Annotated in this window: 20 protein-coding genes and 1 pseudogene; all 21 read right to left on the reverse strand. The window is 52.0% G+C overall.

The genetic code is table 11. The annotated features are described in order from the left end of the window. Positions 1 to 380 precede the first annotated feature (380 nt). Positions 381 to 785: an ATP synthase F1 subunit epsilon gene (gene atpC / locus GF404_09860; protein ID MBD3382488.1), complete on the reverse strand. Its 405-nt coding sequence runs from the start codon at positions 783 to 785 to the stop codon at positions 381 to 383. Between the two features lie 6 nt (positions 786 to 791). Further along, positions 792 to 2,201: a F0F1 ATP synthase subunit beta gene (gene atpD, locus GF404_09865; GenBank protein ID MBD3382489.1), complete on the reverse strand. Its 1,410-nt coding sequence runs from the start codon at positions 2,199 to 2,201 to the stop codon at positions 792 to 794. A gap of 83 nt (positions 2,202 to 2,284) precedes the next feature. Then, positions 2,285 to 3,157, reverse strand: coding sequence for an ATP synthase F1 subunit gamma (gene atpG / locus GF404_09870; protein MBD3382490.1), 873 nt, complete (start codon positions 3,155 to 3,157; stop codon positions 2,285 to 2,287). A gap of 9 nt (positions 3,158 to 3,166) precedes the next feature. Next, a complete protein-coding gene (locus GF404_09875) occupies positions 3,167 to 4,690 on the reverse strand; it encodes a F0F1 ATP synthase subunit alpha (GenBank protein MBD3382491.1) in 1,524 nt (507 codons plus the stop codon). Positions 4,691 to 4,754: 64 nt separating this feature from the next. After that, positions 4,755 to 5,303, reverse strand: coding sequence for a F0F1 ATP synthase subunit delta (locus tag GF404_09880; GenBank protein MBD3382492.1), 549 nt, complete (start codon positions 5,301 to 5,303; stop codon positions 4,755 to 4,757). After that, the gene (atpF, locus tag GF404_09885) at positions 5,303 to 5,791 is read right to left on the reverse strand and encodes a F0F1 ATP synthase subunit B (GenBank protein MBD3382493.1); all 489 of its coding nucleotides are present in this window, start codon (positions 5,789 to 5,791) and stop codon (positions 5,303 to 5,305) included. The genes GF404_09880 and atpF overlap by 1 nt, the downstream gene beginning before the upstream one ends. A gap of 70 nt (positions 5,792 to 5,861) precedes the next feature. Next, a complete protein-coding gene (atpE, locus tag GF404_09890) occupies positions 5,862 to 6,101 on the reverse strand; it encodes an ATP synthase F0 subunit C (GenBank protein MBD3382494.1) in 240 nt (79 codons plus the stop codon). Positions 6,102 to 6,132: 31 nt separating this feature from the next. Continuing rightward, entirely contained in the window at positions 6,133 to 6,951 is an 819-nt protein-coding gene (atpB, locus tag GF404_09895) for a F0F1 ATP synthase subunit A (protein MBD3382495.1), read from the reverse strand. Then, positions 6,948 to 7,352 carry a hypothetical protein gene (locus GF404_09900; GenBank protein MBD3382496.1) on the reverse strand — a complete coding sequence of 135 codons (405 nt, stop codon included), beginning with the start codon at positions 7,350 to 7,352 and terminating at the stop codon, positions 6,948 to 6,950. Before GF404_09900 ends, atpB begins: the two co-directional genes overlap by 4 nt. Positions 7,353 to 7,361: 9 nt before the next feature. Further along, positions 7,362 to 7,550 carry a hypothetical protein gene (locus tag GF404_09905; GenBank protein ID MBD3382497.1) on the reverse strand — a complete coding sequence of 63 codons (189 nt, stop codon included), beginning with the start codon at positions 7,548 to 7,550 and terminating at the stop codon, positions 7,362 to 7,364. 214 nt (positions 7,551 to 7,764) lie between these two features. Beyond that, a complete protein-coding gene (locus GF404_09910) occupies positions 7,765 to 9,510 on the reverse strand; it encodes a PAS domain S-box protein (protein MBD3382498.1) in 1,746 nt (581 codons plus the stop codon). 30 nt (positions 9,511 to 9,540) lie between these two features. Beyond that, complete coding sequence (locus GF404_09915; GenBank protein ID MBD3382499.1) at positions 9,541 to 10,740, reverse strand: type II secretion system F family protein; 1,200 nt, start codon at positions 10,738 to 10,740, stop codon at positions 9,541 to 9,543. A 24-nt stretch (positions 10,741 to 10,764) separates the two neighbouring features. Continuing rightward, the gene (locus tag GF404_09920) at positions 10,765 to 11,841 is read right to left on the reverse strand and encodes a PilT/PilU family type 4a pilus ATPase (GenBank protein ID MBD3382500.1); all 1,077 of its coding nucleotides are present in this window, start codon (positions 11,839 to 11,841) and stop codon (positions 10,765 to 10,767) included. Between the two features lie 18 nt (positions 11,842 to 11,859). Further along, complete coding sequence (pilB, locus tag GF404_09925) at positions 11,860 to 13,572, reverse strand: type IV-A pilus assembly ATPase PilB (protein ID MBD3382501.1); 1,713 nt, start codon at positions 13,570 to 13,572, stop codon at positions 11,860 to 11,862. A 19-nt stretch (positions 13,573 to 13,591) separates the two neighbouring features. After that, complete coding sequence (locus GF404_09930) at positions 13,592 to 14,080, reverse strand: roadblock/LC7 domain-containing protein (protein ID MBD3382502.1); 489 nt, start codon at positions 14,078 to 14,080, stop codon at positions 13,592 to 13,594. Between the two features lie 812 nt (positions 14,081 to 14,892). Beyond that, positions 14,893 to 15,477: pseudogene (locus tag GF404_09935) on the reverse strand (hypothetical protein). Between the two features lie 19 nt (positions 15,478 to 15,496). Then, positions 15,497 to 15,874: a hypothetical protein gene (locus tag GF404_09940; GenBank protein ID MBD3382503.1), complete on the reverse strand. Its 378-nt coding sequence runs from the start codon at positions 15,872 to 15,874 to the stop codon at positions 15,497 to 15,499. Then, positions 15,816 to 16,772 carry a hypothetical protein gene (locus tag GF404_09945; GenBank protein MBD3382504.1) on the reverse strand — a complete coding sequence of 319 codons (957 nt, stop codon included), beginning with the start codon at positions 16,770 to 16,772 and terminating at the stop codon, positions 15,816 to 15,818. The genes GF404_09940 and GF404_09945 overlap by 59 nt, the downstream gene beginning before the upstream one ends. Continuing rightward, positions 16,772 to 17,683 carry a hypothetical protein gene (locus tag GF404_09950; GenBank protein MBD3382505.1) on the reverse strand — a complete coding sequence of 304 codons (912 nt, stop codon included), beginning with the start codon at positions 17,681 to 17,683 and terminating at the stop codon, positions 16,772 to 16,774. The genes GF404_09945 and GF404_09950 overlap by 1 nt, the downstream gene beginning before the upstream one ends. A 34-nt stretch (positions 17,684 to 17,717) precedes the next feature. Further along, a complete protein-coding gene (locus tag GF404_09955; GenBank protein ID MBD3382506.1) occupies positions 17,718 to 18,089 on the reverse strand; it encodes a hypothetical protein in 372 nt (123 codons plus the stop codon). A 9-nt stretch (positions 18,090 to 18,098) separates the two neighbouring features. Continuing rightward, positions 18,099 to 19,289 (reverse strand): DUF4388 domain-containing protein, encoded by a 1,191-nt coding sequence (locus GF404_09960; GenBank protein MBD3382507.1) that lies wholly within the window; start codon positions 19,287 to 19,289, stop codon positions 18,099 to 18,101. Positions 19,290 to 19,947: the final 658 nt, after the last annotated feature.

Genomic DNA, 19,947 nt, shown 5'->3' on the forward strand with positions numbered 1-19,947 from the left:
CTGCGGTCGTGTTGAAAACGCCGGTTTCCGGCAAGTCGGTGCTCGACTTCACTTTTGGACCGTCGGGTCTGGTGTTCAGCAAGAAGGCGACACTCGAGATCGATATCAGCGCCTTTGACGATGCCGACATGACTTACGTCAACTGGTACTGGTACAATCCGGCTACGAGTTCGTGGGAACTTGAAGAAGTGGTTCCTGTCAAAAACGGCAAGGTGGAAATCCCCGTCTCGCATTTCTCACGCTATGTCGGACTTTCACAGGGAGGTCAGCAATAAAATAAAAACAATGCCTGCGGGCAGAGTATAAATTTGCTCCCCTGCAAAACCCTACTCTAAGCACAGTAAAAAACCCGCTCGCCCGAGCGGGTTTTTTAATTCAGTCTAATTGCCGTGCTGTTTGAAGATCTTGAATCGATTCCGTGCCCGTTCCAGGGCGGCCCTTGCGCGCGGGAGATCGATCTCCGATGGATTCATGTTGATTCTTTCCATAGCCCGCTTCATGGCGGACTCGGCGCGCTCAAGATCAATCTCTGAGGCCAGTTCGACAGCGTCGGCCAGGATCGTGGCGACATTGTCGGAGACTTCCAGAAAACCGCCGGAGATAGCCGCGATGATTTCCTTGTTGTGGGAATCACGGATTTCCAGCTTGCCCGGTTTGAGGGAGGTAATCAAGGGCGCGTGCTGGGACATCACTCCCAGGTAGCCCTCGCTTCCGGGCACCACGATCGATTCGACCGTGTCTTCATAGAGCACTTTTTCCGGTGATACTATCGACAGTTTAAACATAGATCACTACTTCTTCATGTCTTCGGCGTTCTGCCGGGCTTCATCGATGTTACCAACCATATAGAAAGCCTGTTCGGGCATATCATCGCACTTGCCCTCGATAAGTTCCTTGAAGCTCTCGATCGTCTCCTTGAGCGGGACATATTTACCCGGACGGCCGGTAAAGACCTCGGCCACGAAGAACGGCTGAGACAGGAACCGCTGAATCTTACGAGCGCGTGACACAGTCAGCTTGTCCTCTTCGGAGAGTTCGTCGATACCGAGAATGGCGATGATGTCCTGCAGATCTTTGTAACGCTGAAGGATCTGCTGTACTTCGCGAGCTACGCGGTAATGTTCCTCACCGCAGACATTGGGATCCAGAATCCTGGAGGTCGAATCGAGCGGATCGACCGCCGGATAGATACCCAGCTCCGTCAGCTTACGAGACAGCACCGTGGTAGCGTCGAGATGCGCGAAAGTTGTCGCCGGAGCAGGGTCTGTCAAGTCATCCGCGGGCACATAAATCGCCTGCACCGAGGTAATCGAACCGGCCTTGGTGGAGGTGATTCGCTCCTGCAATGCACCCATCTCGTTGGCCAGGGTCGGCTGGTAGCCCACCGCCGACGGCATACGACCCAGAAGCGCTGACACCTCGGATCCGGCCTGCACGAAACGGAAGATGTTGTCGACGAACAGGAGCACGTCCAGATGCATCTCATCGCGGAAATACTCCGCCATGGTCAGTCCCGACAGCCCCACACGCAGACGGGCTCCCGGAGGCTGGTTCATCTGTCCAAAGACCATGCACATCTTGTCGATAACGCCTGACTCCTTCATTTCGAGCCAGAGGTCGTTACCCTCACGAGTGCGTTCACCCACTCCGCAGAATACGGAGTAACCGCCGTGCTCGGCGGCGATCGAACGGATCAGCTCCTGGATGATAACCGTTTTACCCACACCGGCACCGCCGAACAGCCCGACCTTTCCGCCTTTGGCGTAGGGTTCGAGCAGGTCGATAACCTTGATACCGGTTTCGAAAATCTGCGTTTCGATATTCTGATCCTGAAAAGTCGGAGGCGGATGATGAATCGGCCTACGGGGAGAGTCAGCCGGCACCGGATCGAGCTGGTCGATCGGGTCGCCCAGAAGGTCGAATACTCGACCGAGCACAACTTCACCCACCGGCACAGCGATTGGCTGACCGGTATCCTCGGCATTCATACCCCGCACCAAGCCGTCGGTGGACGCCAGCGCGATGCAACGTACGATATTGTCGCCGATATGCAGAGCAGCCTCCACAGTCAGGTCGATATTATTTTCCTTATCTACGATTTTGATCGCATTAAGAATATTGGGCAAGTTATCGGAGTCGAATTCGCAGTCCACCGTAGCGCCGATAACCTGTAACACCTTTCCGATATTCTTTTCTGCCATTACAATTCCTCTATGCTTAAGTATTTTTTTTCAAAGCATATATATTTTCAAAGCGCAAATGCGCACATTGATCTGTCAGGCCGCTACTGGTTGAGCGCTTCGGCCCCGCCCACGATATCCAGAAGTTCGTTGGTAATCGTGGCCTGCCTGGCCTTGTTGCGCTGGAGAGTCAAGAACTCGATCAACTCACCGGCATTCTTGGTCGCCGAACCCATCGCGATCATCCGCGTACCGTGCTCGGAAGCGAATGAATCCGCCAGAACCATCTGGACCACCACACGAGCGTAGCTGGGCAACAAACGCTTATAAATTTCTGAAGCGTCCGGTTCGAAGATATAATCCTTCCCTCCGCCGTGCTCTTCCTCTTCCTCGTCGCCGAAATCCGCCACGATCGGAAGAAACTGCATATCAGTGATCCGGAACCTGCCCATTGACACGAACGTGGTATAAATGAAAGTGATCTTGTCAACTTCCTTTTCCACGAACATACGGGTCAGGTCGCGGGTGATTTCCCGAACGCGCATAAAATCCATCTTACCGGCGAAATCGAGGTAGGTTTTCATGATTTCATGGTCACGTCGCTTGAAGAAATCATTGCCCTTTTTACCGACCAGCACCAGGGCCGGGTTCTCATCTTGATGCTCGGCCAGATACGAGTTCGTGTAGCGAATCAGGTTCGAATTGAAAGAACCGCACAGACCGCGATCGGATGTCACCAGCACCACGGCTGATTTGTTGACGTCACGCCTTTCAAAATAGGGATGTTCGACCGTGCCGGAGGCCTGCGACAGATGAGTCAGCATCTCGCGCATCTTTTGCGCGTAGGGTCTGAACGACTCGATCTGTTGCTGTGCTTTGCGCAGGCGTGCCGCCGCCACCATCTCCATCGCCTTGGTAATCTGCCTGGTGTTTTCAACCGCGCGAATACGCTTGATAATGTCTCGCAGTGACTGCATGCCTGTTCCTTAGTTTATCCCTTTTTCTTTGACGAACTTCTCGTGGAAATCTTCCGAACCGCTTTTTAGCTGGCCGGCGATTTCATCGTTCATGACTTTCTCAGTCTCGATTTTATGAGCCACATCTTTGTACTTGTCGTGCATGAAAGCCAGAAATTCCTTCTCATACTGGCGCACTATATCGGTCGGGATGTCATCGAGAAATCCCTGACCCGCTGTCCAGATGATCATGACCTGGTCTTCCATGGCCATCGGCTCGTACTGATTCTGCTTCAGGATTTCAACCATCTTCTCGCCACGAGTGAGCTGTTTTAAAGTGGCCTTGTCCAGATCCGATCCGAACTGCGCGAAAGCCGCCAGCTCGCGATACTGGGCCAGGTCCAGACGCAGACGGCCGGCGACCTTTTTCATCGCCTTGGTCTGGGCATTACCGCCGACTCGGGAGACCGAGATACCGACGTTGATCGCCGGCCGGATTCCCGAATAGAACAGCTCGCCTTCCAAAAAGATCTGGCCGTCGGTAATCGAAATCACGTTGGTCGGAATGTAGGCCGAAACGTCACCCGCCTGGGTTTCGATAACCGGCAAAGCAGTCAGCGAACCGCCGCCCAGAGACTCATTGAGCTTGGCCGCGCGCTCCAGAAGACGGGAATGCAGATAGAAGACGTCGCCCGGGTAAGCCTCACGGCCCGGAGGGCGACGCAGAAGCAGTGACAGCTGGCGGTATGCCGACGCGTGCTTGGAGAGATCATCGTAGATCACCAGGGCATGCTTCTTGTTGTGCATCATCTCCTCGCCCATGGCGCATCCGGCATACGGGGCAAGATACTGCAACGGCGCCGGATCGGTGGCGGGAGCAGAGATAACCGTGGTGTATTCCATGGCACCATGCTTTTCCAGGGTATCCACGATCTGAGCCACGGTCGATGATTTCTGGCCGATTGCCACGTAGATACAGAAGATGTCCGTATCTTTCTGGTTGATGATTGTATCGATCGCCACCGCGGTTTTACCGGTCTGGCGGTCACCGATGATCAGCTCACGCTGTCCCCGGCCGATCGGAATCATCGAGTCGATTGCCTTCAAACCGGTCTGGACCGGTTCTTTCACAGGCTGTCTTTCGACCACATTAGGCGGCACGGTTTCGGTCGGGCGATACTTGTCGGTTACGATCGGGCCTTTGCCGTCAATCGGCTGACCGAGCGCGCTAACCACACGTCCGACCAGGGCATCACCGACAGGAACGGAGGCGATACGGCCGGTGCGGCGAACTGTGTCACCCTCTTTGATATCCGTATCGGCACCGAAAATAGCGACACCGACATTGTCTTCTTCGAGGTTGAGAATCAGCCCCATGATATCATTCGGGAACTGCACCAGCTCCGACATCATGGCATCCTCAAGTCCCCATACACGAGCGATACCATCGCCGATCTGGAGCACCGTGCCGACAGACTCCATCTTCAGCGTGGTCTCGTATTTGGAGATCTCTTTTTTGATTATAGAACTAACTTCTTCTGGTTTTAATGCCATCTTGTTCTCCGTCTATGTAAATCACACAACTCGATTTCAAAACGACGCTGTCGCGATCCGTCAATCAATTGACCTTGAGATCGTAAAGCCTCTCACGCAGGAGAGCGAGCTGATATTTAATCGACTTATCGATAACCTGATCACCCAGGTATACGATCACTCCCCCCAGAATGGCGGGATCGACCTTCTTGGTCATCAGGATCTTCTTGCCGGTTTTCTTCTCGAGTTTCTGCTTGAGCGCTTCGGCTTCCTTGTCGCCCAGGGGCACCGCCGTAACCACTCTGGTCTTGACGAATCCCCGGCTTTCGAGCACCAGGTCATTGAATTTTTCCGCGATTTCCACCAGGTGCGCGCTACGGCGTTTGCCGATAATCAGATCCAGAAAGGTCATCACAGGAGGAGACACCCGTCCCTTGAAGACTGAGTGAAGCACCTCTTCTTTTTCCTGTTCGCGGATCTGCGGGGCGGCCAGAAAGTTCAGAAACGCCCGGTCCGTGCGACAGACCTGACCGATCGCTTTGATCTCCTCGGCGATCTGGTCAACAATATTTTTTTCTTTCGCCAGCTGAAATAAGCCGGCGGCATAACGATTAGCTACTTCCGCTGAAAGCACTAAACCTTCTCCACTTCGTCAATAAAGTTGGAAATTAACTGGCGATGCTTCTGCTCATCCAGCTTCTCGGCAATCAGTTTCTCCGCCGCGGTCAGGGTCATTCCGATCATATCCTCTTTGAGCTGGGCACGGGCTTTTTCGACATCCCGGGCGAGCTCACTCTTGGCGCGTTCGATTTGCTCTTTGGCCTTGCGCTGGGCATCCTCCTGGATCTCGGAGGCGACTTTCTGTCCCTCCTTGACCGCTTCCTGGATCTTGGCGCGGGCCTCGGCATCGATCTCCTTGAGCTTGGCTTCATAGTCGGCCAGAAGCTGTTCGGATTTCTTGCGATTGTCGGCGGCTTCATCAAAGTCGCTTTTGATCTTCTCTCTGCGCTCTTCGAGAATCTTAGTGATCGGTCCCCAGGCAAAACGTTTCAAAATCCACAGCGCGATCAGAAAGCCGACAGCGTGCGTGAGCAACATTTGCCATTTTCCGATATCCTCCACGGTAACTCCTTTGCAAGCAAGTTACGGCAAAGATGGAGGCATTTGCCTCCATCTTCACGGTAAACTTTTCTTAATGAGCGCCAATCTTACCGGACAGAATGAAGAAGCCGACCAGCGAATAAATAGTCAGCGCCTCGATCAGAGCGGCACCGATGATCATACCTGTCTGAATTTTGCCGGCAGCTTCCGGCTGACGACCCATGGCGTCCATAGCGGAACCTACGGCACGGCCAAGGCCGAGACCTGAACCGACAGCGGCCAGAGCCAGGCCGATCGGCAGTGAAAACGACAATGCAGTCTGGAAATCCATCAGTCCTCCTAATATGGTTTATGTTAACTGTTTAATGTTCTTCATGTTCCTCATGCGGCAACATCATCGAAAAATAAACCGCCGCCAAAAGTGTAAACACTAAAGCTTGAATAGTCGACGTCAACAGCGCCAAGAAATAAAACGGCAACTGTAGCGGAATTCCGACCGGCGATCCCATAAACGCCAGCACCATCACACCCAGCCCGGTAAAGGCCGCCAGAAGCACATCCTCGCCGGTAATGTTACCGAAAAGTCGCAAAGACAGCGACAACGGCTTGGCCAACTCGCCGATAATATGGATCGGCAGGTTCAACGGTACCAGAACCCAGGTCACCACCGAGCGCGGTTCGCCCATCAGATGATCTACGTACTTGACGATTCCAAGCCTGCGAATACCGGTGTACTGGACGTACAAAAAAACCACTATCGCCAATGGCGCGGTTGTCGCCCAGTTAGCCGTAGCGGATTTTCCAAATGGTATCAGGCCAAACCAGTTCATCAGCAGGATATACATGAACAAGGTGCCCAAAAACGGGGTGTAATGCCTGCCCCATTTTTCGCCCAGAATCGAGCTGAAGAAACTCTCGAAGCCTTCGACGATCATCTCGATCAGGTTCTGTAACGGTCCCGGCATGGTCGAGCGTTTGGCGTACACACGCATTGCGACAACACACATGAAAACCAATACGAGAAGTCCGAAGATCACGTCCTTGTACTCGAACATCCAGTCGACTACCGGTCCGCCCACATGGATATGCAGAAATTCGATAAAATGAGGAAGCTCGGGCATCCCGCCGGCATGCTCGCCACCGGCCGAAGCTAATACTGTCAACAGATTCGAAAAAATCATCTCTCAACCTGTCTTTCAACTAATTTAAAATTTTTCAGGCTGCCCTCCATAACCAGCTTGCCGAGCGCTTTCATCAGGACAACAAAGAAGATCAGGGAAAATCCGATCACAAACGAAGAAACCGGAAACCATCCGAGATACAGCATCAGGAAGCCCAGAAAGTAAAGCACCGGAAACTTTATGACAGCCGCCAGGGCTAATTTTTTCGTGTCACGTTTTTGGGGGGTTATATACTGGACTACGACCTGCCGGATAAACCACAGGTTCAAACAACCCCAGAGTGTCCCCGCAAAGATACCAAGGCTGTAAACCCAGTCAAAATAGAATGAACCGAATATGAATACGAAAGCGCCAAAAAGCAGTGTGGTCTTGATTACTCTGTTGATAAAATCCAGTCCCATAACCTGTTGTCAAGCCTTGTCCGAGACTCTTTTGATCAGCCGGTAAACCTCTTTTCCGGCGGCCACAAAGCCGAGCGTGATAAACAAGTACATTAAATATGGCTCGGTGTGTAAGAGTTCGTCCAGAAACCTCCCGATGAACAATCCTACTAATGGTCCCACAGCCAACAGAGCCGGTATCGCAAGCAATAACGACATCTGGCCGTACAGACCTGTCCAGTTCTGTTTTTTGTCAGGCGCCACAACCAAAAATTAATCTGCTAAATAATAACGACCCGCGCTTCTGTCAAGTGATTTTTTGTTATTATTTTCACAAATTGGAGTATGTGGTCAGGGCCTGAAAAATAAAATACCGGAAATACTTATCAGGATTTATTTCGAAGTGAATCTGAGGCTGATTTCAGCGTAATAATCAGAGGACCTGAGTGGTCATCGCGGGCAGATCGGCACCCTCTTCGGAGATTTTATGGCGGGTGAGGTTGGCACCTTCGATATACTTGATAAGCATGATCGTAAAGATCGTTCCGCCATGGCTGGAGGATTCGAACAATATACATCCGCCCATATTTTCCACCAGGCGCTTGACGATTGCCAGACCCAAACCTGTGCCTTCCTTCTTGGTCGAGAAAAACGGCGTAAAAATCTTGTCTCCCGCGCCATGTTTTATACCGGGGCCATTATCGGATATTACGATCTTGATCTGGTCAGCTTGCCCGACCGGGCTGGAGTCAACCTCAATTGCAATTTTTCCCGAGGAGGGATCGACCGCCTCCTGGGCATTGACTACCAAATTGATAAGAACCTGCTTGATCTGTTCCTCATCGCCGGAGACATAGATCGTCGTATCATCGGCATCGACCGAGAGTTTGGTATTTTCGGCATGGCTGGGATGTGTGCGGGCGATTTCGACCACGTCACTGATCAGGCGGTTTAGCTCGACTTTACCGAAATTCGGTTCCTTGACACGAGCGTAAGTCAGAAAATCGTTGAGGATATTGCTGAGACGCGAAGCTTCTTTGATAATCAAATTCATGAGGCGCTGGTTTTCGCCTTCGAGCTCGAGTTCCTGCTTGAGTATCTGCACCGAGCCGGAGATCGATGCCAGCGGGTTGCGGATTTCATGGGCGATCGAGGCCGAGAGCTCGCCAACAGCCGCCAGGCGGTCAGCATTACGCATCTTTTCCTCGAACTTTTTAGCCTCGGTCAGGTCCTGAAAGATACCGATCACCCCCCGGATTCCAGATGATTCTGTTTCCAGAAGCGAGGTTGAAATCCCGATCGGAATCTCCTTGCCGTTGGCGTCGATGATCGTCACCTCGCATCTCTGTTCATGGGTGTTAGCCTTGATCACCGAAAGCAGTTTGGCCGAAAACTCCGGCATCCGCTCTGCGAAAACCTCGAGGCAGTTCTGACCCTTGATCTTGCCTTCCTGAAAGCCGGTGATTTTTTCAGCGGCCCGGTTGAAATAGATTATTCTTCCGAAATGATCTATCGTAATCAAGCCGGAATGCAGGTGCTTGAGGATCTCATCGGTCTCCAGCCGAACCCTTTTAAGCGACTCGGAGGCGGCCGCCAATTCGGCTTCCTTGAACTTGATATTCTGCGACAGGTACCCGGCCACGAAAGCGACCAGGTAGAAAATGCAAACATAGATAAATACCGTGTAGAAAAGCTGGTCGTTGGCAGTATAGACATCCCGCAGAGCCTGCAGGTCGAGCTTTCTGGTCAAATCCTGGCCACTTCCGGAAATTACCACGAGAGAATACAGAAAGGAAACGATAGTGGCGGTAAACAGGGTTCCCAAAAGACGGTAGGCCAGCGCGGCTGAAATTATCGTCAGAAGGAACAGTGCTGTAAAAGGACTGCCCGCCAGGCCGGTGACATTGATTACAACCGCTTCCACAACAGCTTCGGAAAAGATCTGGAGCATGATCACCGCACGTGCCAGACGGGGTAGTTTTTCCGGCAGACGGATCATCAGTGAAAACAGCAGTATCAGTGTCAGCAGGCTGTAAACGAAAAACGAGGGATGGATATCCGCGCGGGTCTCCTGGGTAATCATGAAGACCCCGAACACAACTAAAAATATGGCCAGGCGCAGTGGTAGAAACCAGCTGGTCTTTAATTCCTGGCCATAGCTTGCCTGAATTCTGCTCATGTTAAAGTGACGATTTTCGATCCGATCGTCTTAACGGATCTGGCCGATAATATCGAACATCGGCATATACATCGCAATCAGGATACCGCCGATAACGACACCGATGAATACGATCACCACCGGTTCTATCAAAGATGTCAAAGCCGAAACGGCGGCGTCGACTTCCTCGTCGTAGAAATCGGCGATCTTGGACAGCATCTCGTCCAAACCGCCGGTCTGTTCACCGACGGAAATCATCTGGATCACCATAGGCGGAAAGACCTTCGATTCCTTCAACGGCTGGGTGATCGTCTCACCCTCGGCAATTGCGAGAATCGATTTCTTGACCGCGTTCTGGATGACCATGTTACCCGAGGTTTTGGCGGTAATATCGAGCGCTTCCAGAATCGACACACCGGAGGCCAGCAGGGTACCGAGTGTACGGGTAAAACGGGCCACCGAACTCTTGCGCACCAGGTTGCCGATCGCGGGCGAATGCAAGAGGAACATATCCCAGTATAATCGTCCCTTCTTGGTCGATATGGCCACCTTGAAAAGGACCGCTAACAGAACCACGCTTCCCATCAGCACCATGAAATTGTCATTCAGGAAATTGGAGATGCCCATCACGATCCGGGTCGGTTCCGGCAGTCCGGCATCGAGATTTTTAAACATATTCGCAAAAGTAGGCACCACAAACTTCAACATCGCCAGGGTCACACCCAATGCCACGATCGTTACCACGACCGGGTATACCATAGCGCCCTTGACTTTGCGCGCCAGGGCATCGGCCTTCTCACGGTAGTTGGCCAGACGCACCAGGATCGTATCCAGCGCACCGCCCATTTCGCCGGCCTCGACCATGTTGACGAACAGGTCGTCGAAAATTTTCTTGTGTTTGCGCATCGCCTCGGACAGGGTCGTACCCGAGGAAACCGATTCCTTGATATCCGCGATAATCTTGCGAAAGGCCTGTGACTCCATCTGTTGCGAAAGAATGTCAAGGCACTGCACCATCGGCAAACCAGCGCCGATCATGGTAGCGAACTGGCGCGTGAAACGCGAGATCTCGATCTTCTTGACCCCGGTCCCGATCTGCAGATTAATGCTGGTCGGTTTGCGCGAAATCGAGTTGACGAGGATCTTGTTGCGCCTCAATATCTTTTCCAGCTCAGCCCGGTTTTTAGCCTTGTATTCTCCGGTTACCGCTGAACCGGTGGCTGACTTTCCCTTGTATTCAAATACCGGCAAGGTTTACCTCCTTGCTTTAGCAATTTACACTTTCACCTGCGATGTCTTGCGCGCGATCATCTCGTTGAGCTCATCGACATTGGAACTGCGTCCGACAGCGTCGCCGATCGTGATCTTGCGTTGCAGGTAGAGCTCGGCCAGGGACTGGTTCATGGTGCGCATGCCGTACTTCTGGCCGGCCTGGATCGATGAATATATCTGCGCGATCTTGTCATCTCGAATTATCGCCCGGATAGCGGGAGTGGCCCTCATGACCTCCATTGCCAGAGCGCGTCCTCCCCCGACTTTCGGGATCAATTGCTGTACCACCACTGACTGCAAAACAAAGGAGAGCGTCACCCGCACCTGCTCCTGCTGGTTGGTCGGGAAAACGTCGACAATACGGTTGATAGATTCCGCGGCTGAATTTGTATGCAATGTGGCAAATACCAGGTGACCGGTTTCGGAGATATTCAGGGCCGCCTCGATCGTTTCCAGGTCCCGCATCTCACCGATCAGGACGACATCGGGATCCTCTCGCAGGGCATATTTCAGAGCCGAGGCAAATGATTTGGTGTCAGCGTGGACTTCACGCTGGTTGACGATACAGCCCATGTGACGATGGAGATACTCGATCGGATCTTCGACCGTCAGAATATGTTCGTTGCGTTCACGGTTGACTTTATCGATAATAGCCGCCAGGGTGGTCGACTTACCCGAACCGGTCGGTCCACAGACCAGGACCAGGCCACGCGGGTATTCGGCGAACTCCTGGATCACCTTGGGAATGCCCAGTTCTTCAAAGCTTTTTACGCGGTAGGGAATCTGCCTCATAGCCACCGAGACATTACCACGCTGAACAAATATATTTGTACGGAAACGCGACAGGTTCTCAACACCGAAGGAGAGATCGAGTTCGCTGTTTTCCTCGAACTTCTGTTTCTGTTTCTCACTCATCATCGAGTAAGCCAGCTTCTTGGTAATGTCGGGATTTAACCGATCAAAATCCAGCTTGGTGAGTTTTCCATCCAGCCGTATCATCGGCGGAGCCCCGACAGTCAGGTGCAAATCCGAGGCACCTTTTTTGACCATGATTTCGAGCAATTCACGCAGGGTAACCATATATCACCACCTCTATTGTTATTCTTCCTTGGCATCATCGGTTGCTGACTTGGCCATGACCTCGGCCACGTTTGTGAACCCCTGGCGCAATTTTTCTATAGCGGCCATTCTCAAAGTCAGCATACCTTCTTTTATTGCCTGCTTGCGAATTTCCGGAACCGAGGCTTGCTCCAAAATCATCCGTTCCATTTTTGCCGTAACAGGCATCACCTCGAATATACCGGTACGGCCGGACATACCCGTGTCGTTGCAATCGGGACAGCCCTTGCCGTCATATACCACAAAATCCTTAACTTCTTCTTCCGGGATACCCATCTTTATCAACGTTTCCGGATCGACCTCAACGGGCTGTTTACAGCTCTGGCAGATTTTTCTGATCATACGCTGGGCCATGATCAACTTGGTGGAGGAGGCTACCAGAAATGGCGGAATGCCCATGTCGATCAGACGGCTGACTGTCGAGGGAGCGTCGTTGGTGTGGATTGTCGAAAACACCAGATGCCCTGTCAGCGCGGCCCGGATGGCAATTTCGGCTGTCTCTGTATCACGAATCTCACCGACCATGATAATGTCCGGATCCTGCCTCAGAAACGACCTCAGCGAAGCCGCGAACGTCAGGCCGATATTGGAACGGACCGCCACCTGGTTGATGCCGTCGAAATTGAACTCGACCGGATCCTCGGCAGTCATGATGTTGACATCGGTCGTGTTGATCTGTTTCAAGGCCGAATACAGGGTGGTGGTCTTACCTGAACCGGTCGGACCGGTCACGAGTATGATTCCGAATGGAAGGTGAATCGCCTCGTCAAAAGCTTTCAGCGACTCTGGTTCAAACCCGAGCTTGGTCATATCAACCATGAGTGATTTCGGGTCAAGAATTCGCATAACGACCTTCTCGCCGAAAATTGTCGGCAGGATTGATACACGCAGGTCGATCGTTCGTCCCGACACCTTGACCTTGATACGGCCGTCCTGGGGAAGACGGCGTTCTGAAATATCCAGGTCAGCCATGATCTTGACACGGGAGATGATCGCGGCCCGGTATCTGAAGGGCAACGGGTCCATCTCCTGCAGTTTACCGTCGACACGGAAGCGCACACGGATACGCTTTTCATAGCACTCGATGTGGATATCCGAAGCGCCTTTTTTGATCGCGTCGGCGATAATCGAGTCCACAAGCTTAACAAGTGGTTTGTCCTGCACCTGGGAGGCCAGGTCCTGTTCGGTTACAGCATCATCACTGTCTTCGACCAGTTCGAGATCGGAATCCTCGATATCCTTGAGAACATCGGAGAACCCCCCGCTCTCCTGGTAGTAGCGATCGATCGATTTCGAGATCGCGTCCTGGGGAGAGATGACCGGCTGGATATAACATCCGGTAATAAATTTGATCGCATCCAGGACGTAGATATTGTTGGGGTCCGAGATCGCCACGATCAGGGTCTTGCCGAGCTTGGAAACCGCGATGACATTGAACTTGCGAGCGATGTCGAGCGGGATCAGCTTGACCACGTCGACATTGAGCTCCAGGTCGGAGAGCCTGAGCGCGCCGATATTGAGCTGTTTGCCGACAAAGGCTGAGATCTCGTCGGTATCCGACATCGCCCCGACCTCAACCAGGGCCTGGTCGAGACGCTTGTCTCCATTTTTGGCCAGCTCCTCCGCCTTCTGAAGTTGCTCGTTAGTGATCTTACCGGCGTTAACCAGTATTGTCCCAAGTTCACTGCCCATAACTTGCTTTCATCACCTCTCAGTCCTGAAAAATATCATCCAGTTTGCTCTCGGCTGAATCCGCGAAATCATCACCGATACCTTCGTTGTCCTCGGCAACTCTTTCACCCGCGGCCTGGAAAATCTTGTTGAGTTCCTCAGCTGTTTCCTTGGAATAGAGCCGTACCATACCGATCGTGGTGCGATCGTCAAAGATGACCACCAGAATGGTGCGTTCATTGATCAGGGACATGTGGATATGATCTTTTTTGCCCTGATGGAAAAGCACTGAGAATTCGGGTTCACCAACCAGACGAGCGATCTCCTTGGTGGAAGCAAACGAACCCGCCAAAAGAGCCGCCAGCGCGGTCGTATCGAGGGAATGGGTGAAACCCTGACGGGTCACGAGGTGACCGTCCTTGTCAACCAGAAGCGCGCACTTGGCCTCCGAACCCTTCAGAAGCTTGCGAAGGATACCATCAATTCTGGTGGTTTCCTCCTGGTAAATGATCAGACTGTCTTCCGCCATCTATACCTCCTGAATCACTTTTTCTTGAATAACCTGAACAGGAAAAAGCCTTTTTTCTTTTTCTTGGCCTTCAAAGGAGCGGCCATCTTGGGACGTTCTGTCGGAAGTGCGAAGATGTCTTCTTCGTATTCATCCTCGTCATCTTCCTCGCCAGCCTCATCCCGGACCGGTTCCGGCATCTCTTCTTCTTCAGGAGCCGGAGTTTCCTCAGGCATTTCGGTCACTTCTTCCGGTTCATCATAATCAGCCGTCGGCTGGATTTCTTCAGCCTCGGGCTCCGGTTTAGGTTTATCCTGTGGCTGATCTTCGACATAAGATTCCTGATCAGCTCTTTTTATCATCAAATCCTGATCCTCTTCTGCGCGGGTCTCATCCGTCTCGACAGTTTGCTCGTCAGGCTCAGGTTCGGCACTCATTTCCTGCTGTTCAGGTTTTTGACCGATATATGTATCTTCCTGACGGGCCGGATCATTGGAGGAGGCGGCTTCGGCTTCAGCTCTTTCGGCTTCGGCGGCTTCTCTCTGCTGTTCAACCTTGATCTTGTCTGTGGCCTGCATATCCTGCCGGTTGGGATCCTGCTGAGGCATATCCGCGACCGCCACGGATGAGGTACTCTCCCCGGCGCTGGCCGCCAGACGGCCGTCCCGGGCCGGTTCGGGCTGACTGCCCGGCGCGGATCCGCCCGCGCTTTTTTGCGGATACTCCGAAGGTGCAGGTTCTGTTTCAGCCACAGGTTTTGACTGAGGCCGGGGCTGGGGCTCTGCGCTCTCAGCCGGCTGGGCACCTTGTTTTTCGGCGATCTGTTTAGCGGTACCCGATTTTTTGACGTTTTCGAGGATCATCTTGATGATCAGCTTGAGTGTGTCAAAAACGCCTTTGCCCTGGTGGGCAACGGAGGTAAACGTCGGCCAGTTGTGAGAATTCAGAAGCTGGTCCATCTCTTCGACCGTCATGATTTCCGGCAGGTCGACCTTGTTGTACTGCAGAATAATCGGAATATCCTCCAGAGCATATCCATATTCGTCCAGGTTTTCTTTCAGGTTATTGAGGCTTTCGACGTTTTCATCGGCCTTGTCGCGCTGGCTGTCAGCTACGAAAATCAGTCCATCGACACCCCTCAGCACAAGTTTACGGGTGGCGTTGTAGAACACCTGCCCCGGCACTGTATAGAGTTGAAAGCGTGTCGTAAAGCCGTTGATCGAACCGATATTGATCGGCAGAAAATCGAAATACAAAGTCCGGTCGGCATCAGTTGCCAGGCTGATCAAATCTCCGCGGGTGGTATTCGGCACCTTGGAATGAATATACTGGAGATTAGTTGTCTTGCCGGACAGGCCCGGACCGTAATATACAATTTTACAACTTACCTCTCTATTGGCATAATTTATTGCAACCATATCTCAAGGTCCTTCGATCTTAATGTGATTCGAGGTTAGTGAGAGCGTTTTTGATTTCCAGTCTGACCAGCCCGATATTGACATCTTCTTCGGTCTTGACAACCAGGATACCGGGTTTGGCGTAAGCCAGAAACATATTACCACCATCTGCCTCGATAGTGATCTGCGCGAATTCTTCCTGTTGCATCCGCTCCAAAGATTTTTTCACAGAAGCGCTGATCGAAGCTGCCAGCGCGCCGACCGCCTCGTCCTGCTCGGCGGTATCCAGATCGGCCGCGATGACAATGCCGTCATGGCCGACCACCATACTGCCGACGATACCCGAGGCGCGATTGAGATCAGCTAAAACTTGGTACATAATTATCCTCCCGAGCCGCCTTTTTCGGTCTGGCGCCATATCGGTCGTAATAGGTTTTTCTTATCATTTCAGCCGCCTGCACGACACGGACTTTTTCGATTTCCTCGGAATTGCTGTCGGCCGCCACCAGAAGGTAAAGCTCCGCGGCGCTGACAATGTGCAGACGATATTCGTTCATGTTGAGTTCGAGTCCCGAGACCTCATAGTCACCCGCCTTTGCCAGCGGTGCCTTGAGGTTCTCCAAAACATATATGGCCACCGCCGCCCAGCGGTCGCGCAGATCCCTGTCATCACCGAAAAAAGCCACCGGCAAACCGCGCTCATCGATCAGGACCGCAAAACGTACCGCCGCCACCGCACCGACATAGCGCATGGCCTCATCGAATCCACCCGCCGGTTTGAGATCCGGAGCAGTGGGTGTTCTCAGGCCGATGATCTTGCGCCCGGAGAAGTCTTCCCGGCGTGCCTTCTTTTCCGGAGCGGGATTAGATTCAGCTCTGGAGCTCAGAGACTGCAGGACCACCTTGGGCTTGTCCTTTTTGCTTTGTGCGTACAAGCGCGTGAAGATTCCGGCCAGTATAAACGGCAGGGAAACCACCTGAAGCACCATAGCCGGTTTATACTGATACAAAGCCGACATGAAAGCGCTTTTGAAACTGATGTCATGCATGGCCAGAAGCAGAAGCCCGAACACGCTCGATATTGCCAGCCTGGTCAAAAAGCAGATCGCGCCCGTCATCAGGAGATCACGTGTGTTTATCCCCTTGATCATGATTAAAAATACAATCCAGTAATAAGCCAGCTCGATTAAAAAGAACTGGATCGGTGGTAAACTCAGCTTCAGCCCGAGATGATTCGGGAAGAACAGAAGCGGGACGATAGCGATAATCGCCGCCATCAGACCGGCATGCCTGTATTCCTCGCTGGTTAATTTCATCACTCTCCCCTTGCCTCAATCTTTTGCATCCGCTCCAACAGCGAAGTCAGTTTCAGCTTGAGCGATCCCAGGTTGGCCTGACGAGATAGTGCCAAAACGAAGATAAATCGTTCTTTATTTACTATCCAGATCGTCTCTTTCAGCAACTCTATCAGTACCTGGTTCGTCCGGCCGAATTTTATACTGCCCACATTGCCATTAATGAATCTGTATATCTCCGCGGAAAAGGCGGCGTATTTTTCTGGGTCAAATTTATCCGGCAGGCGGGACTCGATCATCATCCCCTTCTCATCGGTCATAAAACAGGCTGTCATGCCCGGGAAAGCGACCAGCTCGTCAAGGGCCTGCCCGACTGTCATTTGAGATGATACCGGCTCTGAGGATTCCTGTTTGCTTTGTTTTTCCTCACTGCCACCAGGCACAGCCACAACTCCGGTGGTCTGCACTTTCAAGAGACGGGCGGTTTCGCGCTGTTTTTTCTCCTCGCTCGCCCTGAGACGTTTGATCTGCTCGAACAACTCCTCGTAACGGGGATTGCCCGGATCGGCCGTGGCCAGCTCATTGAGCACCTGAGAGGCGCGCGCGAATTTCTTCTGCCTGATCCAGATTTCCACCTGCAACAGGTCGGTCGACCTCGTCTTGCCGTCCAGTTCGATCGCCCGCATCAGGTCATGTTCGGCCTCGTCGTACATCCGGCGGTCAAAATTTATCCTGGCCATGATAAGGTAACCGGCGCCGTAATCGGGATGTTTTTTAAGCCCGTTGCGGCAGATCCTGAGAGCCTTGTCGAGTTCGCCTTTTTTACGCCGGGCGTCCGCCAGCGCGGCGAAGATCTGCGAATCAGGATTGTCGTCCAGGATTCGTTCGCACTTATAGATTCTGTCTTCCAGTGCAGCCGGGTTTAACATCATCTCTCCCTTGATTGCAATCTCATCGCCAGCCTTCTCAACTCAGGGCGTTTTTTATCTTGATGAATCCCAGCATCAAAACAGCCACCCCGATCAGCCTGAAAGCCTGTACCGCGGTGTTGTTCAAACTGAACAGCTCGAGCGAAGCGGAGATATCTAAAAGCTGGCTGATGCAGAGCACGATAAAAGCGATCGCCAGCATCTGCCATCCACTCGCCAGCTCGCCTCCGCGCAAAAACGAAAAAATCCGCGATGCGACGAAAAAACAGGCCAGAATAACCATAAAGATGGCCGCGCCGAAAAGGATATTCATCCCGGTCGTGGAATTCATCCCGTCCTGCGCTGCCAGCTCGGCCGGCGCCAACAACAGCACAATCGCCGCAATTATTGCAAATTTGAATAAATCCATTGTATTACCTCACGAGGTTTGCGACTGTCTATGAGCCTTGAGGGCCCTGTATAAATCATTTTCAATGCCGTATTTCTTGTTGATATTGCGCTTTTCAGCCAGGGGCATGGCGATCTCCTTTTTGATCTCGGAAATAACCTGGCGGCGCACATGCTTGCCCAGAAGTGAATCGATCAGCTCCATCTGTTCCTGGACGATCAGGTTCAACCCGGACAGCATCTTGTAAATCTGGATCTCGCGCGGCATCTTCTCGACGGTCTTTTTGAATTTCTGGAAAATGCGCTCGAAATCATCAGATGATGATCCGGAGAAATAGCCCCAGACGCCCTTGCGGTAGGTTTCCAGTATCGAGTGGATTTTTTCGTTGTCGGTGCCGAGTTTTCTCTCGAGATTGCGCCGGATCGCCTTGAAACAGCTTATGTAGAGCTTCAAGACCAGCCACCAGAGCTGATCCTGCTCGCTGTAATCAGTCCGGGAATCATCGGATTTGACCCCGGCCACCTCAACCAGGCCTTCGTTGATCAACTGGAAGATGCCACGGTAAGTAATAAATTCTCCCACTGGAGAGTCAGACAGTATATCCGGCACTGTACGCTGGCCGTCAATCAACGACAGGATCTGGAACTGGTCCAGAGTCAGGCTGATTTCACCCGCCTTGACTGCGGGGTTGAGTACCAGCCTGAGAATCTCGTTGTCTTTCGGCAGGCCTTTCTGGATCTCCTCCCACTCGTCTATCCGGCGTGTACCCTCCATCAGGACATTCATCGTGCTGAGTTCGACGAAAAGATCTTTTTCCTGTGGGAGTTTGCCCTCCTGGAAGACGAATTCACCGGCGTGCCAGGAGAAAAGATTGTAGGCAATCTCCTCAATTTGTATCTTGAGCACAGCAGCAATTTCCTTGCGCTCAAAAAGGCCCATATCCACCAATACCATACCCAGTTTCTTGCCGGTGGTGCGATGCAGGTAGAGTGCGCGTTCGAGATCGATCTTGGAAATCCGGCCCTGCTTGATCAGCAGGTTGCCCAGAAAATCTTCCTCGGCGTTTTTAGAACGGGCATAGATTATGTTGCCTTCTTTGAAACAGATCTCTTTTTGGATTTCTCCTTTGGTAATGACCAGGATGCCGGTTTTCTTACCGCTCGACAACAATTGCAGAATATCGGCAAAACCGACGGTCTTGAGATTACCGGTGAAACTCATCCGATTAGTCCTGTTTTAGGGACAAAAAACGACCTACTCTTTCCCTATTTTTATCGGGTGGCGGGTAATGTAACTTTACGAATAAAGTGGATTTACCCCAAAAAGAAGAAGGGCGTCGGCGGGGATTCAACCATTACCGGCGGTTTGCTTCATGATGAAACGGCTAATCGCTGTCAATCATCGGCTTAACTACATAATCGCTGTCTTTCAGGATTATCTCGACTGCCCCATTCTCACGAGTGCTGAAAATTCTGATATCTTCCTGAACAGCGATCTGCTTAAGTTTTGAGTAGCCGGGGGGTTCATTGAACAGGTATGAGTAAGATGAAAACACGATCGCCTGCGGATCGACTCGTTTGATGAGGTCGATGATTTTCGATCCGATCAATTCCGGTTCGGGTGCTATCAAGATTCTGGGATTCTTCAGCTTAGCTAACAGACTGTCGTTTTCTTCTGTTTTTAGATAATTAAAGCTGTCACAGATCAGCAGATCGCAAAAACCGGTTTGAAACATTATCGCAACAGCCGTCGAATCCTGTTCAGATTTGTAAATCAGGATTTTTTCAATATCCTGCTCGTTTTTTTCGATCTCAAATCTGCTCTTATCATAAATAGTGCTTTCTGTTTTAATCCCGTTGTTTGCCAGAATTTTTCTTAC

The sequence above is a fragment of the Candidatus Zixiibacteriota bacterium genome, from assembly GCA_014728145.1.
Classification (GTDB): Bacteria; Zixibacteria; MSB-5A5; order JAABVY01; family JAABVY01; genus WJMC01.